Source organism: Peribacillus cavernae (assembly GCF_003989135.1).
GTDB classification, from domain to species: domain Bacteria; phylum Bacillota; class Bacilli; order Bacillales; family DSM-1321; genus Peribacillus; species Peribacillus cavernae.
The window spans coordinates 98,141-114,491 of the sequence record NZ_RYZZ01000017.1 but is presented as its reverse complement, the minus strand read 5'-3'; the positions used below and the strand labels follow the sequence as shown (position 1 = coordinate 114,491).

12 protein-coding genes, 1 tRNA gene and 2 pseudogenes are annotated in these 16,351 nt (G+C 41.6%); 6 read left to right on the top strand and 9 right to left on the bottom strand.

The genetic code is table 11. The features are described 5' to 3' along the window. Nucleotides 1-14: 14 nt before the first annotated feature. From ELQ35_RS13335 to ELQ35_RS13330, 3 genes and pseudogenes are all read right to left on the bottom strand, one after another. Nucleotides 15-965 (bottom strand): hypothetical protein, encoded by a 951-nt coding sequence (locus ELQ35_RS13335; RefSeq protein WP_126865320.1) that lies wholly within the window; start codon nt 963-965, stop codon nt 15-17. Beyond that, nucleotides 928-1,116 (bottom strand): annotated as a pseudogene (locus ELQ35_RS22630) (hypothetical protein); the annotation flags it as partial. The gene ELQ35_RS13335 and the pseudogene ELQ35_RS22630, both read right to left, overlap by 38 nt. A gap of 270 nt (nt 1,117-1,386) precedes the next feature. Next, a complete protein-coding gene (locus tag ELQ35_RS13330; RefSeq protein ID WP_126865319.1) occupies nt 1,387-2,325 on the bottom strand; it encodes a MerR family transcriptional regulator in 939 nt (312 codons plus the stop codon). A 291-nt stretch (nt 2,326-2,616) separates the two neighbouring features. Between ELQ35_RS13330 and ELQ35_RS13325 the strand changes: the two genes are divergently transcribed. Then, nucleotides 2,617-3,582, top strand: a complete 966-nt coding sequence (locus ELQ35_RS13325; protein ID WP_126865318.1) for a S8 family peptidase — start codon at nt 2,617-2,619, stop codon at nt 3,580-3,582. Next, complete coding sequence (locus tag ELQ35_RS13320; RefSeq protein ID WP_126865317.1) at nt 3,579-4,391, top strand: endonuclease I family protein; 813 nt, start codon at nt 3,579-3,581, stop codon at nt 4,389-4,391. Before ELQ35_RS13325 ends, ELQ35_RS13320 begins: the two co-directional genes overlap by 4 nt. A gap of 244 nt (nt 4,392-4,635) precedes the next feature. On the opposite strand, the gene ELQ35_RS13315 is transcribed toward ELQ35_RS13320, so the two are convergent. Continuing rightward, a tRNA-Leu gene (locus ELQ35_RS13315) sits at nt 4,636-4,719 on the bottom strand. A gap of 148 nt (nt 4,720-4,867) precedes the next feature. Continuing rightward, nucleotides 4,868-6,034 carry an iron-containing alcohol dehydrogenase gene (locus tag ELQ35_RS13310; protein ID WP_126865316.1) on the bottom strand — a complete coding sequence of 389 codons (1,167 nt, stop codon included), beginning with the start codon at nt 6,032-6,034 and terminating at the stop codon, nt 4,868-4,870. A 351-nt stretch (nt 6,035-6,385) separates the two neighbouring features. On the opposite strand from ELQ35_RS13310, the gene ELQ35_RS13305 reads away from it, so the two are divergent. From ELQ35_RS13305 to ELQ35_RS13295, 3 genes and pseudogenes are all read left to right on the top strand, one after another. Continuing rightward, nucleotides 6,386-9,637, top strand: a complete 3,252-nt coding sequence (locus ELQ35_RS13305) for a DEAD/DEAH box helicase (RefSeq protein WP_126865315.1) — start codon at nt 6,386-6,388, stop codon at nt 9,635-9,637. Nucleotides 9,638-9,987: 350 nt separating this feature from the next. Further along, a pseudogene (locus ELQ35_RS13300) lies at nt 9,988-10,104 on the top strand (RNA-guided endonuclease TnpB family protein); the annotation flags it as partial. Between the two features lie 55 nt (nt 10,105-10,159). Continuing rightward, nucleotides 10,160-11,500, top strand: a complete 1,341-nt coding sequence (locus tag ELQ35_RS13295; protein ID WP_126865314.1) for an aspartate aminotransferase family protein — start codon at nt 10,160-10,162, stop codon at nt 11,498-11,500. Between the two features lie 379 nt (nt 11,501-11,879). Here the strand turns inward: ELQ35_RS13295 and ELQ35_RS13290 are convergent, their stop codons facing one another. Both ELQ35_RS13290 and ELQ35_RS13285 read right to left on the bottom strand, forming a co-directional pair. Continuing rightward, complete coding sequence (locus tag ELQ35_RS13290) at nt 11,880-13,331, bottom strand: aldehyde dehydrogenase family protein (RefSeq protein WP_185861766.1); 1,452 nt, start codon at nt 13,329-13,331, stop codon at nt 11,880-11,882. 134 nt (nt 13,332-13,465) lie between these two features. Beyond that, a complete protein-coding gene (locus tag ELQ35_RS13285) occupies nt 13,466-13,660 on the bottom strand; it encodes a YwbE family protein (protein WP_126865312.1) in 195 nt (64 codons plus the stop codon). A gap of 125 nt (nt 13,661-13,785) precedes the next feature. Between ELQ35_RS13285 and ELQ35_RS13280 the strand changes: the two genes are divergently transcribed. Then, nucleotides 13,786-15,087: an acetamidase/formamidase family protein gene (locus ELQ35_RS13280; protein WP_126865311.1), complete on the top strand. Its 1,302-nt coding sequence runs from the start codon at nt 13,786-13,788 to the stop codon at nt 15,085-15,087. A 37-nt stretch (nt 15,088-15,124) separates the two neighbouring features. Here ELQ35_RS13280 and ELQ35_RS13275 read toward each other — a convergent pair whose 3' ends face one another. After that, complete coding sequence (locus ELQ35_RS13275) at nt 15,125-15,706, bottom strand: DUF2238 domain-containing protein (protein WP_126865310.1); 582 nt, start codon at nt 15,704-15,706, stop codon at nt 15,125-15,127. Between the two features lie 22 nt (nt 15,707-15,728). Beyond that, a complete protein-coding gene (locus tag ELQ35_RS13270; RefSeq protein WP_126865309.1) occupies nt 15,729-16,295 on the bottom strand; it encodes a DUF2238 domain-containing protein in 567 nt (188 codons plus the stop codon). Nucleotides 16,296-16,351: the final 56 nt, after the last annotated feature.

The window sequence follows — 16,351 nt, the reverse complement described above, 5'->3', positions numbered from 1 at the left end:
TTTATTGTAACCAACTATTCTTCAGAAATCAATTTCTGTTGAAGTTTTGTCAGTCCTAGATTTTCCCAGGCTCTTTTATGCAGCTCTGAGACCAACGATGTGATCCCTGCTAAGAGATATCCGTCATTTTCATTGAATTCGGTTCGGTAACTGGAAATAATAATGACGTATTTTATCACTTCTGCCCTGTTAGTATATATATTTTCCTCTTCACTGGCCGTATAAACTAAGTAGTTCTTATGGTGGACAACCTCGGGATTTTCTTTATTGATCGGCACCCCTATTTGATATTTATCCACCAGATCGATTGATTTCCGAACAGCAGCCGGGAAGTTTTTAGTCTCAAATTCCTCGACGGTCATTACGTCGAAAGATAGGTGCTGATCCCATTCCGACAGGTAAAAGCTTTGCATTTTAGACAACGTAAATTCCAAAGCCTCTTTAAATCGCGGAAGATAGGGATCGAAACTGGTCTTCAAAACATCTTTATTTTCATCCTTCATCAAATATGTAAGGAACTTGAATTTCCTCATTTGTTGATCAATCACATGAATCACTTCATGCTGATTCCTGTCTAATTCAAATTCCAGATTAAACAGTTTAAACCTTGTTAACCTTTGAAAAGCAGAAGGAATCAAAAGCCACAATAACAACCATAACAAGAGATAGAAAAGGTACTCAAAAATAACCTGAAACTTTGGAGATTGTGCGATAGGCTGGATAACCAGTTCAGTCAAAGTAGGGCTGGATTTGGACTTGCTTTTTGAGGGAACAAGCTCTGTTTCATTGGAAGCAGGTGTATTTTCCATTTTCTCTTGCCGATTTGCTCCATCTTCGGCTATTGTAACTAAATTCCATAAACCAAGGATAATGATTCCGACAATTCCCCAAACGTAAACCCTGAAAGACCACTTCCTTCGCCAATCATCAACCTGAGGCAAATCCTTTATTTCCATTTTCTCCATCTACTGCACTCCTCTGTAGCAAAAATTGTTTTCCGTAATCTCCATGATCATGGATGGCCGGATGTTCAATTTGAATAGTTGAATGTTCGATTCCATACTTATCTTTGAGCATATTAGTTATCGCCAAAATAACATAGAATGGCTGAAATTCAAATAAAAACGCATGGTTAACAATGTAAAAAGAACCAGAAAAGTTTAAGAAAAGAGCCGTAGTGCTGCTACTACACAGAAAGAAAAAAGGGGGAAGGCAGAATACAGTAATAGGATGATAGAGGAACAGCTGTTTAACTCATTTGATAACAGTGATTTTGTAAATGAAACGGAGACTCAAATGGTTAAAACAACCTTGAGTCTCCGCTTCACCTCATGTAAAGGGAGGCTTAGGTGACCTTAAGCACCAGTTTCAAACCATGGACTGTCCTCAAGACCATACCTTCCACCACTTCTTATCTTTCTTTGCGGCTGCAGCTTCCCTGAAGCTCGCTACCATGTCGTGAAAAGCGTCTTCCCTTTCGCGGATTACCTCGGTTAGATCTTTCATGTTTTGATTCATTGAATCGACAAAGTGTTCCTGATCTTTATGCAGTGATTTAGATGCAGTTCTAAATTCTTTTTGTGCCTCATTTACATTTTGGGAAACTTTCGTCATTAGATTTTTATAATCTTTTGAGGTTGTCCTAGATGAGTCGCTGATCCGTTTTGAGATCTTTTCGAAAGTATCTTCCGAAGCTTTCGTAATGTCCATCGCAAGGGTTTCGAACGTTTCGGAAGTAAGTTCCGAAGCATGTGTAATCGCATTTGTCAGATCCTCAACTTCAGATATCCTTTTTTCATTTGACCTTTGGATAGACTTGGACAGGCCTTGTACCGTTTGCAAAGTACCCTGAGATATCTCGCTCTTTACTTCCTCTATCATTTCTTTTTGGCTTGTTTGAATCACATCTTTTATTTCACTCAACATATTCTGCTTGTAAGTTTCCATAGCAGCGTGTAAGTCATTTATATTCGGTGTTTGTACAGAGGGAGCAGCGTTCCTAGTAGGTACGATTGTATTTTCTGACGCGCTGGGTGCAGGGGTTTCAAATGATTCGGAAGGTGAGTCTGAACCTTCGTGTATATGTTTATCCAATAGCATCCTGATCATGTCTTTGCTAAGGTTATTTGCCCGCATTTCCTTCACTTTTTCAAGCAAGCTTATTTCTTTTTCTGTGTAAAATCTGGCACCCTGCTTTGAACGGGGAATATGGATCAGTCCATTTAAGTCTTTTTCCCATTGCCTGATTGTTCCGGTAGGGGTACTTATTTTCTTTGAAACATCCTTAATCGAATATGCACGCAAAATTTGGTTATTAGTAGTCATTTTGCCATTCCTTTCTTCATGCTTTTATTTTAAAGAAAATTGGAGTCGTTTGAAGTGTATATTCTGCAAAGGATTTGTCTTTTTCCTGCCACATGACAAAAGCTATCAAAAGAAGATGGAATTCTTCAAATCCATTCAAAAAACCGCAAAATTTCCTATTTTATAAGGAATAGAAAGATTTTTATCCAATAAATTGCTCCAAAGGTAGCTGTTTATCTGCATTCTGAATTGTTAAAATATAAGAGACATCATAGGTTGACTTCAATTTAATTCTGTCAGGAGGGAATGCAAATGGAGCGAAAAGTACGTTTAATTCCGTACCAGGTGGTTGGAGAGGTCGAAGTGGTATCCGAGGTGCCAAGAGGTATTGAGCTGGTCCAGGCTCCTAAGGTCTGGGAGAAAACGAAGGGGAAAGGGATTACGATCGCCATTTTGGATACAGGTTGTGAAATCGACCACCCTGACTTGAGAGAACGGATTAGCGGCGGACGGAACTTTACCGGTGATGACCAGGGTAACCAGGATGTTTATCGGGATTACAATGGACATGGAACCCATGTGGCAGGCACGATGGCAGCTGTCCAAAATGATAATGGAGTAGTAGGGGTTGCTCCTGAAGCGAATTTGTTGATTATTAAGGTTCTCGATAAAAACGGTTCGGGACAATATGAATGGATCATCAATGGAATCAACTATGCAATTGAACAAAAGGCGGATATTATCTCAATGAGCCTGGGTGGACCTGAGGATGTTCCGGAATTGCATGAGGCCATTCAAAAGGCGGTTGACAACAAGATTCTTGTCGTATGTGCTGCGGGCAATGAAGGAGACGGACAAGATTCAACGGATGAATTTGCTTACCCGGGCTCTTACAACGAAGTCATCAGTGTAGGGGCGATTGACCTGGAACGCCGCTCCTCGGAATTTACAAATTCCAACAATGAGATCGACTTAGTCGCTCCTGGTGAAGAAATACTTTCAACTTATATAGGCGGAAAATATGCCAAGCTTAGCGGGACTTCGATGGCAACTCCACACGTAGCAGGTGCATTGGCTCTTATCAAAGACATTTCGAACAAAAGCTTTGAGAGAAATCTGACAGTTCCTGAACTGTACGCCCAATTAATAAAGAGAACCGTGCCCCTGGGGAACCCGCCAAAGCTTGAAGGAAATGGATTATTATATTTGACAGCGGCTGACTACCTATCTGGGGTATTCAGCCAAAAAGTAGCCGCTGAAGTGTTGAAAGTGAAATGAAAAATCCGGAAATCCTTCCAAAAGAGTTTGAAGCTGCAAAGGCTGAGTTGATAGAAAACAGAGAAAACCGGAACTATTATGATGAACAGGCAGATACGGAAATCAAGAACACATATTATCAGAGTATTTCATTTACTGATAGCAATCTAAAGGATAGCATTCATAATCTGCTTGAAGAAACGCATACAAACGAGCTTAATTACACCCCGCACCGATATCTGTATCCCTGGGTAGATCTACAGGAAAACGGTGAGTTAAAGAGCCTTTATTCAGGAAAAGGGATGGAGCCGCTGGCAGCGATTGAGCATGATATTAGGCTTCATGAATTCCAGGCAAAAGGATTAGTCAATGCCTTTTCGGGAGATAATCTATTAAACTGTGAGCATGTCGTTCCTCAATCCTGGTTTGATAAAAAAGAGCCAATGAGAGGAGATTTGCATCATCTATTTGCCTGCGAGCCTGAATGCAACAGCAGCCGCAGCAACTATCCTTATACTGACTTTTCCGATTACGCTCCTGAGGCCCGAGCCTCAGTCATCAAGGATGGATGCGGGAAAGCCGACGGAGGCAAATTCGAACCGGAATACGGTAAAGGAATTGTTGCCCGGGCAACGTTGTATTTCTTAATTCGATACAAGGAGATCATCAACAAGGATTCGGTAGATGTGCCGCTATTACTGGAGTGGCATCGAAGCTTCCCGATATCCACATATGAAAAACACCGCAATCTTGCGATCTATGAAATGCAGGGCAACCGCAATCCGTTTATTGATGTTCCGGATAAAGCGGAGGAGATCATGGGTCTCTAAGAATAAGATAGTTGAACAGTGCTGGGAGATTTCCGGCACTGTTTTTATTTGTTTTTATTTATCTAAGTCAAGACATAAATTTGAAATAAACTGATTTAGCCCGTTTTATATAGTCTGCCTTTAGTCCCTTTAAGCAACACATATGCTTTAAGATTTTACAAACGATAAGAAGGTAAAATATTTTGGACACAAAAAAAAGGATTCAACACAAATGTTGAATCCTTTTTTTGCTAATTCAAATTGATGCGGATGAAGGGACTTGAACCCCCACGGTATTTCTACCACTAGAACCTGAATCTAGCGCGTCTGCCGATTCCGCCACAACCGCATTTTTGAAACATCACTTATTCATCTACAACTATAGTATAACATATATTTTGGCTTTTTAATTGTTAATGCTCAAAAACGAAAAATGTAAAAGTCCTGGTGCAAATGAATCCAAACATTTGCACCCGAACAGAAGATATATTTACTTGTTAGAAGTTTACTTTTTCGCCCTTAAACGCAGCGATGTAAAGTTGTTTTAATTGTTCTACGGTTACTTCACGAGGATTCGATGGTGTACAAGCATCATCGATAGCTCCAGCTGCCATCTGATCCAAATGTTTTTCAAAATCGCTTTCAGAAACGCCAAATTCTTGCAGTGTGAGCGGAAGGTTCAATGTTTTGTTCAAATGGCGAAGCAGACCTGTTAAAGAGTCGATCAGCTCGTTTTCTGTGCTTCCGTTTAATCCCAGCATCCTTGATATATCTGCATACCGTGAACCGTCTTCTTTTTTATTGAAATCAATAACATAGGGGAGATAAAGGGCATTAGCAAGACCGTGCGGGATTTTAAAAATAGCCCCGCTCTTATGCGATAAGCTGTGTACAATTCCCAAAAATCCATTTGAGAAGGCCATACCCGCTATCGCCTGGGCATAGTGCATCTCTCCTCTTGCTTTTTTATCACCAGTGACTGACTTTTCAATGTTGTCCACAGCCATTTTTATGGATTGCATAGCTAAAGGGTCGGTAAACGGGCTGTGCAATGTAGATACATATGCTTCAATACCATGAGTTAAGGCATCCATTCCGGTATACGCCACAATATCTGAGGGCATTGAATAAGTCAGCGCGGGATCGATAATCGCGATGTCTGGCGTGATTTCGAAACCAAAAACCGGGTACTTAACCAGTGTTTCATAATCGGTGATGACAGAGAAAGGTGAAACATCTGTTCCTGTCCCGCTAGTAGTAGAAATAGCGGCAAAGCGTGCTTTTTTTCGCAAATTGGGCAGTTCATTCGGAGCTTTAATCTCTTCAAATGATAGCTCTGGATGCTCATAAAAAATCCACATTAACTTGGCGGCGTCAATGGGGGAACCACCACCGGCCGCAATAATCCAATCAGGTTGGAATTCCTCCATCTTTTTGGCACCGTTTTGAGCGGTTTTGAAGGATGGATCATTTTCAACACCCTCAATAAGTTGCGTTTCAAAACCGGCTTCTCGTAAATAGGAGTCGATTTTATCAAGGTATCCCGATTTTTTAATCGACTGACCGCCAATAACGATCGTTGCTTTTTTTCCTTGAATAGTCTTCAATACCTCTAAGGATTCTTCTCCATAATATATGTCTCTAGGAATTGTAAAACGGTTCATCTGCAAGATCTCCTTTGCTGCAAAAGATTTTTTTAAAAAAAATTCTTTAATAGGCTACCCAACAAAATTTATTTGTATTTATTAATCTGCAGGAGTAAGCCATGTTAACCATTTTAGATGTTAAATCAATATTATGTAAGTAGGCACTTTTTTCTATCATAGTGTCATAAAGTATACTAAGCTAAGAAGATAAATAGAAGGACGTCCATTGTGAAAAAGAAATAACACTATCAAGGAAAAAAAGAAACTGATCATTTTATGCCATGCCTAGAAGCTCTTCCGACTACTTTTCACAAATCATGTTATAATAGTTTCATTAAAACCGTACTTGAATAAGGAAAGGGATTATAAATGAATCATTTGTTAACGAAAGATTTTGTCAAAGATATGTTTTCAGACACAATTTTCCGGCGGGGTCTTACCTATTATAAAGCCGGCCGTGTCAGCGATCTCGAGTTTGATTTCGCCAACCAGGTTTGGAATGCAACAGTGGCCGGAACTGAATATTATGATGTGAATATTGAAATAGATGAGTATGGCTCTGTAAGTTCGGAATGCGATTGTCCAGCATTCGATAACTATTGGGAATGCAAGCATATTGTTGCCGTTTTACTTGAGATTTCTGATCTTGAAGCAGTCCCGAATCAAAAAAAAGCTGCGCCCAGAATAGGAACTCTAAGAAAAGGTCAGGCCAATGAATTCGGGGCGGCTGAGCGTTTCATCGAACTTTTATCTGCCTTTAATGATCCAGAAGAAAATGTGTCAGCACTTTCCCGTCAAGAAGTAATGCTTGAGTATATTGTAAAAACAAAGCCGCTGTCATTTTCTTCAAATCGGGATACCATGCTGACTCTCGAAATAAAAGCGGGGGAGAAGCGGCTTTATGTAATCAAGAAAATCAAGGAGTTCCTGAAGGCAGTGGAACAGGGGTCTACTTATTATGTAACAAAAAAGTTTAGTTTTGATCCTTTTGAACACACGTTTTCAGACGAAGATCAAGAGATCATCCATCTGCTTGCCGATCTATGCAGACAAGAGGAAGATTATCGAAAAACTTTGTCTCCATATGGGTACGGTTCCAGCAGCAATGACCGTGAATTGATGATTCCGCCCCATATGTCGGGTAATCTTTTAGCGAAGATGAGGGAAAGGAACTTTTCGTTTGAGCATGAAGGTATTCCTTATCAGTCCATTGGTTTTCGTGAAAATACTTTGCCGTTTTCGTTTCAACTGGAAAAAAGTTCTGAGGAGAATTATAAATTGGAAATGGACGAGCTTCTTGCCGCTTCATTTTTTAGCCGGTACGGTCTGCTTTTTTCGAAGGGGAATTTGTACAAGCTTTCAGATAAGCAGCAGGCGGTACTAAAGGAATTGTCATTCTATACGAAATCGCTGCGTGGCAGTGCATTGCCAATCGGAAAAGACCAAATCGGCTCTTTTTTGACTCATGTGACTCCCGTATTGAAACGCATCGGAAACACGGAAATTGCGGATAGTGTCTCGGGGAAAATTGTCAGTCCCCCTCTAAAGGCGAAAATGTTTGTAGAGGAAGAGGCAGGGCGCTTTATATCAAAAGTTGAATACCATTACGGTGAATCTATCATTAATCCTTTCTCTGGCCAGCAGGATCCTAATCATGATAATGGAATCATTTTAATGAGGGATGCCGAAAAGGAACGGGACATTATGGGAACGATTGAGAGTGCCCCTTTCAAAGTTAAAGAAAGCCGCTTATACCTTGAGGGCGGAGAGGATACTTTGTACGACTTTTTATACCGTGTGCTCCCGGAACTGGAAAATAAAGTGGAGATCTATACGAGCTCTAACGTGAAATCATTAATGCTACCAGAAAGGCAGGCGCCTTCGGTATCCATTGATATCGATTCAAGCGGGAATTGGCTTGAGGCCAATTTTGACATGGAGGGAATTGATGAAAAAAACATTCAGCAAATCCTCCAATCGGTTGCGGAGAAGAAAAAGTATTACCGACTTCCTGATGGGGCGTTCGTCTCGCTCGAAAATGACGAATTTCAAACAATCGGCCAGCTTTTCGGAGAGTTGAACGTTCGCAAGGAGGAACTTCAATCCGGTTCGATAAAACTTCCAGTATACCGAGGATTCGCAGTCGAGGAAAGTATCAAGAATTCCTCCGCTACATTCGGAAAGTCATTTCGACGTTTTCTAAAAGCGTTGAAGAATCCCGATGAATTGGACATCGAGGTGCCGGAAACGCTAGATGCATCGCTTCGTGATTACCAGCAGACTGGTTATCAATGGTTGAAAATGATGTCACATTACCGGCTCGGCGGCATACTGGCAGATGATATGGGACTCGGGAAAACCCTGCAGAGCATTGCCTATCTGTTATCTGAGAAGAAAGAGGCAAAAACACCGGGGACATCGCTCGTTGTTGCACCCGCTTCGCTCGTTTACAATTGGAAAAGTGAGATAGACAAATTTGCACCCGAGTTGAGTGCGGAAGTCGCGATCGGGACAGCGAAAGAACGAAAAGAACTTCTTGAACATTCACCCCTGCCTGATATAGTGCTCACGTCCTATCCAACGCTCCGACAGGATATTGACTGGTATAGCGAGCAAGAGTTTGACTCGCTTATTCTCGATGAAGCGCAAGTGATTAAAAATCATGCAGCTAAAACATCAATAGCCGTCCGTAAGATAAAGGCGAGTAAACGTTTTGCACTGAGCGGCACGCCAATCGAAAATTCAATTGATGAGCTGTGGTCGATATTTGATGCCATCATGCCAGGGCTATTCTCGAATCAGCAAGCATTTCGAGGACTTTCTAATGAAAAAATATCCCACATGGTACGGCCATTTATACTTCGCAGGGTTAAAAAAGATGTCTTAAAAGAATTGCCTGACAAGATTGAAACCAATCATTTGTCGGAAATGACACAAAAACAGAAAGAATTATATGTCGGCTACCTGGAAAAAATCCAGCAAGATACAAGGGATGCCATTGCAACAGAAGGATTCCAAAAAAGCAGGATTAAAATCCTTGCAGGCCTGACGAGATTGCGCCAGTTATGCTGCCACCCTTCTCTCTTTTTGGAGAACTATAACGGCGGCTCAGGAAAACTCGACCAATTCCTTGAGATGGCGAAAAACGCAATTGAGAATGGCAGACGCCTTCTTGTCTTTTCTCAATTCACAAGTATGCTGAAGGTTATACGTGAACAACTGGACAAAGAAGGGTTATCCTATTTTTATCTGGATGGGAAAACCCCGTCGAAGGAACGGATCGAAATGGCTGAAACCTTCAACCAGGGAGAAGGAGAACTGTTCTTGATCTCGTTGAAAGCAGGAGGAACCGGGTTGAATCTGACCGGTGCCGATACCGTTGTCCTTTATGATTTATGGTGGAACCCGGCGGTAGAAGAGCAAGCTGCAGGAAGGGCCCACCGCATCGGCCAGAAAAATGTCGTGCAAGTATTGCGTTTGATTGCCCGCGGAACCATTGAGGAAAAAATCTACGAGCTGCAGCAGAAGAAAAAAGAATTGATTGAACAAGTGATCCAACCAGGAGAAACGATGCTTTCAAGCCTTTCAGAAACAGAAATCCGGGAATTGTTAAGTATTTGAATATGACCTGGCTCTTTTATAGGGCCGGGTTTTTTGGTTGTTACTTAGACATAACATATAAAAGATAGCTTAAACAATTTTACATTTTGTTCAATGAACAAGATTATTTCTTATTTATAATTATAGATAAGCCAATCTTTTGTTTTCCGAGATATACAAACCATTAGGTTTAGAGGAGGCTTTTGATGAAAACGCATATTGAACAAAATGGAATTGTTAAAGATTTTACCGAACGAGAAAGCCCATTCCGGTTCTTAGAGATGGGATGAAAGTTCTACTCTTTTTGTTGGCCAACTGTATCAGTTTATAAATAAAAACTGATATAATGTTTGTATGAATAAATACAGACGAAAATCTCTGTCACCATACCCACTGTTGAAAAAATAGGGGTGAGTGTGATGGGTGTTGATTTAGGTTTAAAAGTTCCTGCTGTTGCTGTCACAGATGATGATAAGGTTCTCTTCTTTTGGCAAAGGCAAGGTATTGATCTCTACCTACTTTTCAGATAATGGAGTTGATATCATGCAAGACCTTCAAAAAACGCTAACCCTGCAAGAAGCAGACGAAAAGTATCTTTGGCATTCCATGAAAGGCTCTGCACCAGGGCAAGCAAATGTAGTATTTACAAAAGGCGACGGCGCCTGGGTCACGGATAGTGACGGAAACCGCTACCTCGACGCCATGTCCGGTTTATGGTGTGTAAATGTCGGATATGGACGGCAGGAACTTGCAGAAGCAGCCTATAAGCAACTGCAGGAACTCGCTTATGTTCCGCTCACTCAGAGCCATATCCCTGCCATTAAACTTGCTGAAAAATTGAATGAGTGGCTGAACGATGAATATGTCATTTTCTTTTCTAATAGTGGCTCCGAAGCCAACGAAGCAGCATTTAAAATCGCCGGCCAGTACCATCAGCAGACAGGCGGGCATAATCGCTATAAATTCGTATCAAGATATCGTTCCTACCATGGTAATACGATGGGAGCTTTAGCGGCAACAGGCCAGTCTCAAAGAAAATTCAAGTACGAACCGCTGAGTCAGGGATTTTTGCATGTAGCGCCTCCTGATATTTACCGAAATCCAGATGACGTTTCAACGTTGTCATCCGCCGAGGAAATTGACAGGGTGATGACTTGGGAACTTAGCGAAACGATTGCCGGTGTGATTATGGAACCGATTATTACAGGGGGCGGAATTTTAATGCCTCCTCAGGGATATATGGCAAGAGTCAAAGAAATTTGTGAAAAACATGGGGCCTTACTTATCTGTGATGAAGTCATTTGCGGATTTGGAAGAACCGGAAAACCATTCGGGTTTATGAACTATGATGTCAAACCGGATATTATCACAATGGCCAAAGGGATAACCAGTGGGTACCTTCCTTTATCAGCTACAGCTGTCAAAAAAGAAATTTATGAAGCTTATGCAGGGGAAGATACGTATGACCGTTTCCGCCATGTGAATACCTTCGGCGGAAACCCTGCGGCATGCGCTCTTGCCTTAAAGAATCTTGAAATCTATGAAAATGAAAACCTAATTCAACGCTCCAGAGATTTAGGAGAAAAGTTGCTGGTTGAGCTACAAGAATTAAAGGAGCATCCCTATGTAGGTGATGTACGTGGAAAAGGCCTGCTTTTAGGAATCGAATTAGTTAGAGATAAGCATACAAAAGAACCTCTGGAAGCGGAGATAGTGACCGGGATAATTACTAATTGTAAAGAAAAGGGACTGATTATCGGGAAGAATGCTGACACCGTAGCTGGATTCAATAATATCTTGCAGCTTGCCCCGCCGCTCAGTATTACCGACGATGATTTCTCTTTTATAGTAAAAACCCTTAAGGAAAGCTTTTTGCATGTGTAAAGGTAAGAATATAATAAGTGTCTTAAGATGAGGGGGTTTTTGCCTCATCTTTTTTAGTTAGGGATCCTGCCGACAAAACGCAGATAAAAGCAGGAAAACTAAAATTTGATAAAGGGAGAAATGATAAAGGCTGTACATCCAAAAATGAAATATTTCTTAGAGAATCTTTTGCCTGTTTACCCGGAAGGCTATACGCCCACGTTTGAGGATATCCGAAGCTGATAAATTATTCTTAGAAAGATATATGCAACAGTTTATTGTTCATCGTGCAAAGGCGTTAAAGAGGATTGCTAAAGTGAAGTAATGGAACCTCCCTTAAACTGGAAGTTCCATAATTTTTTACACAAATAGCAACATTGTTATTTAACACAGCCTTATTTTAAAAAAACGGATATTCCCGGTAGCCGCTTTGGATGCCGATCCATTTCACGGTTGTGAATTTTTCGATCGCCCATTCTCCGTTAAAACGGCCAATTCCAGATTCTTTTTCTCCTCCAAAAGGGACATGCGGTTCATCGTTGACGGATTGATCGTTTATGTGAATCATTCCGGTTTCTATTTTCAACGCTAATTCTACGCCATGGTGGCGGTCTTCCGTAAAGATAGAACCACTCAAGCCATAGGGTGAGTCATTGGCGATCTGAAGTGCATCTTCTTCATTCTCTGCTTTTATAATCGAAGCGACAGGACCAAAGATTTCATTTTTAGCGATCGGCATTCCATTTGTCACATGTGCCAAAACAACAGGCTGCATCAAACAGCCGTCGGCTTCTCCGCCAACCAGAATTTCTGCGCCTTGTTCCACACTTTCCTGCAAGTCTTTTTGAATTCGCTCGACCTGGGCTTTATTAATGACCGGGCCAACAAGCGTTGCTTCATCAGATGGATCTCCTACTTTTAAGCCGCGTACAAGTCTAACAAATTCCTCGACAAAAGCATCATATACTTCTTTCTCAACGATCATTCGATTTAACGCCATACAAATTTGCCCTTGGTGAAAAAATTTACCGAACACTGCTGCTTTCGCGGCACGTTCAATATTGGCATCCTTTAAAACGACCATCGCATTATTTCCGCCGAGCTCAAGAGCAACGTCTTTTAAATGTTTCCCTGCCTGTTCGCCAATTCTTTGGCCAACTTCAGTGGACCCGGTAAAAGAAATCAGTTTCGGAATTGGATGAATCACAAATTCATCGCCAATTTCAGAGCCGCGGCCGACAACGACATTTACGAGCCCGTCCGGGAAACCAGCATCCTGGAATAACTTACCGATCAACAGGCCGGAAGTAACTGGAGTATCAGAGGCCGGTTTTATCACCACGCTGTTGCCTGTAGCGAGGGCGGGAGCCACTGAACGCATCGTTAAATGCAACGGAAAATTCCATGGGCCAATTACTCCAATGACTCCTTTGGGGAGGCGATAAACCCGATTTTCTTTGTTAGGGAAATTAGAAGGTAAGATCGCTCCTGCCATGCGTGTAGGAAATGAAGCAGACTCCTTAATAATTCCTACAGAAGCATCAAACTCAGCGTTTGCTTTCAATCTGGTACTCCCAGATTCTTTGATAAGCCAATCAACAATATCATCTCGCTGCTGCTGCATAACGTTAATAAGCTTATCGAACAGTATTTGTTTTTCAGCAGGAGTTGTATCGCGCCATTTTATCTGTGCTTTTTTTGCAGCCTGAAAAGCTTCCTCTAAATCTTCCTTGTCAGCAGACTGTATGGTTACGATCGATTCACCGCTAAAGGGATTATAGTCTTCAATTGTTTTATCACTTGAGCCAGTTTTCCATTGACCGTTGATGAATTGGTTTGTGTACTGTTCCATAATGGTAAGTCCCTCCTGATTTGCAAATAAACATTATTTAACATACCCAAACCTATTTGCTGTCAAGCAGACAATTATATACAATAGCTAAATTTTTCTGTTCCTAGCCTAGAAGTCTATATTTATCATTTAAATTATTTCCGTATTTTCTGGACTCTGCCCACTTGTCCATCCGTTAATCTTACTTTGATGCCATGGGGATGGGAGCTTGAGTTGGTTAAGATATCTTTTACGATCCCGTTGGTTAATTTTCCGGTTCGTTGATCAGCTTTAAGGACAATATCAACCTCGATTCCCGGTGTAATGTCTTTTCGATTCTGACCGTTCATTTTACATCCATCCTTTTTCATTATTATTTGTGAAGCAAATTCTTAGTATACTTCAATCTGCCCCTGTATAATAGTAATGTGAATCTTTTGAAAAGTAAAATTAACAGAGCTAGGGGGAGAATAAAATGGGTGCCAAACAAACGGTATATGTAAATGAGTTCACAAATGGGATTCTTGATCCGGAAAAAGAGATGCTTGGCCCGGTTAAAGACGGCGGGCATATTATCGCTAATACGACACCAGGGTGCTGGGGTCCGATGATCACCCCGAGAATCCGGGGCGGGCATGAAGTTACGAAGCCTGTTTATGTGGAAGGAGCTGAAGTCGGTGACGCGATTGCGATCCGGATCAAATCTGTCCAGGTGACTTCGATTGCTACATCATCAGGAAATGATCAGCCTGTCGAGGGACGATTTGTTGGTGATCCATTTGTTGCGGTGAAGTGCCCGAATTGCGGCGAATTATATCCCGAGACAATAATTGAGGGAACAGGCCCCGAGGCAATCCGTTGTGCAACTTGCGGCGAAGATGTAACCCCTTTTGTGTTCACCAACGGATATACGATGGCGTTTGACTCGAATCGAAAAGTCGGAATTACCTTACATAAGAAGGCAGCTGAAGAGGTAGCCCAAGATGGTCGATTGTATATGGCTACTCCAGAAAATTCCGTTCAAAACCCAATCGTTACCTTCGCTCCTCATGACATAGTTGGAACAGTCGCCAGATTGCGTCCCTTCTTAGGCCAACTTGGTACGACACCGTCGCGTCCGCTGCCAGATTCACATAATGCCGGAGATTTCGGACAATTCTTACTTGAAGCGCCGCATGATTATGCTGTTACGAAAGAGGAATTAGAAGATCGTACCGATGGACATATGGATATAAATCGCGTCCGTGAGGGTGCTATTCTTATTTGTCCTGTTAAGGTACCGGGTGGAGGTGTGTATATTGGTGATATGCATGCAATGCAAGGGGACGGCGAGATTGCCGGACATACCACAGATGTTTCAGGGATTGTGAACCTTCAAGTCAAGGTCATAAAAGGGCTGACTATGGATGGTCCGCTACTTCTTCCGGTTGTGGATGATCTGCCATATTTAGCTAAACCGATTACCAAAAAAGAAAAAGAAGCGGCACAGGATGTAGCCAGACAATGGGGAGTTCAGAAGTTAGAAGAATCATTGCCGATTTCTTTTATCGGATCGGGCGCCAATTTAAATGAAGCAACAGAAAATGGTTTACAGCGTGCTGCCGATGTCTTGGATATCACGGTTCCGGAAGTAATGAATCGGGCTACGATAACAGGTTCTATCGAGATAGGCCGGCATCCTGGTATAGTTACTGTCACATTTTTAGCGCCAACAAAATATCTGGAACAAATTGGACTGACGGAACTTATTAGAAATCATTACCGTGGATCTCTCTAATACCGTGGATCTCTCTAATAATGAAAGAAACAGGCAGTCACACTGCCTGTTTATGCTTGTTAATCTTTGTCCGTATACCAGACCAAACGGCAATAAGAAGCCCTCCGATTGCATCCGCAATCAAATCGGTCATCGTGTCTTTATTTCCCCCGCCCTGCAAGGTCATTCCAAATAATTGATCGGAACTAAATTCATAGATCTCCCATATGACGCCGCCAAACACAGCGAAAGAGAAGGTAAATAAAAAGACAAACCAGGGTGATATTTCACGACCCGCATCTCTATGTATTAAGCGTTCGTATAAGGCAATCCCGGCAAAGGCGAGAATCGCGCCGCTTATTACATGCAAGAACGTGTCCCACCACCCATTTCCATACCAGCCTAAAATCGATCCTAAGTATTGGGAGCCAAATAAGAATAGTAAATAGGATATGACGAGCGGCAGGTTGAAATGGAGCTTAGTAAATAGGGCCAGCAGGAGAGGAACCGCTCCGCAAACAACGCCTCCAATTGCAATCAGGAATTGAAAAGATTCATCATTTGTATAGTAAAAGACAGCTAAAACCGCCATGAAAAGAACATAAAGCAAACTGCAGATGATTACTAGCTTACGATTCATTTTTTCACCCTTTCAATCGAATTCAGACTTTTTCTTTCCGGATAACCGCATAAACGCCGACAAGAAGTCCGCCAGCAGTACCAGTGATAAGGTCAATCATCGTATCTTTATTGCCGCCTAATTGCATCGTGTGGGTAAAATAGAGATCTCCTACAAACTCATAAATCTCCCAAAGAACACTGGCAACGGCTGCAAGTGATACAACAAAAAGAAAGACGATCCAACGTGAAACATTCTTTCGTACCTGCTGTGGTATGAATGATTTATAAAGAGTAATCGCGACAGAACCGATGAAGACGCCCTTGTAAAAATGAAGGGTAGTATCCCACCACTTGTGATCCAGATAAAAATTTGCGATCGATCCTAAATATGTGGTACAGAAAACGAACACATAATACCCCAGGATCGTCGGAATGTTAAAGGGATTGTTTTTTAGAAATAATAAGCAAAGCGGCAATGCACTTACAAAGATTCCTCCAAGTGCTACCTGCCAGCGTGATGAATCACCTTTAATGAGGTAAAAGCAAAATAAAGCAGCCATAAAGAGTATAAAAACGATACTGAGTATTATGATTAGTTTGCGTTTCAAAACATCACCCCATCCATAAGAGTCATTACAATTATGTCCAATATCATCTAAATGAA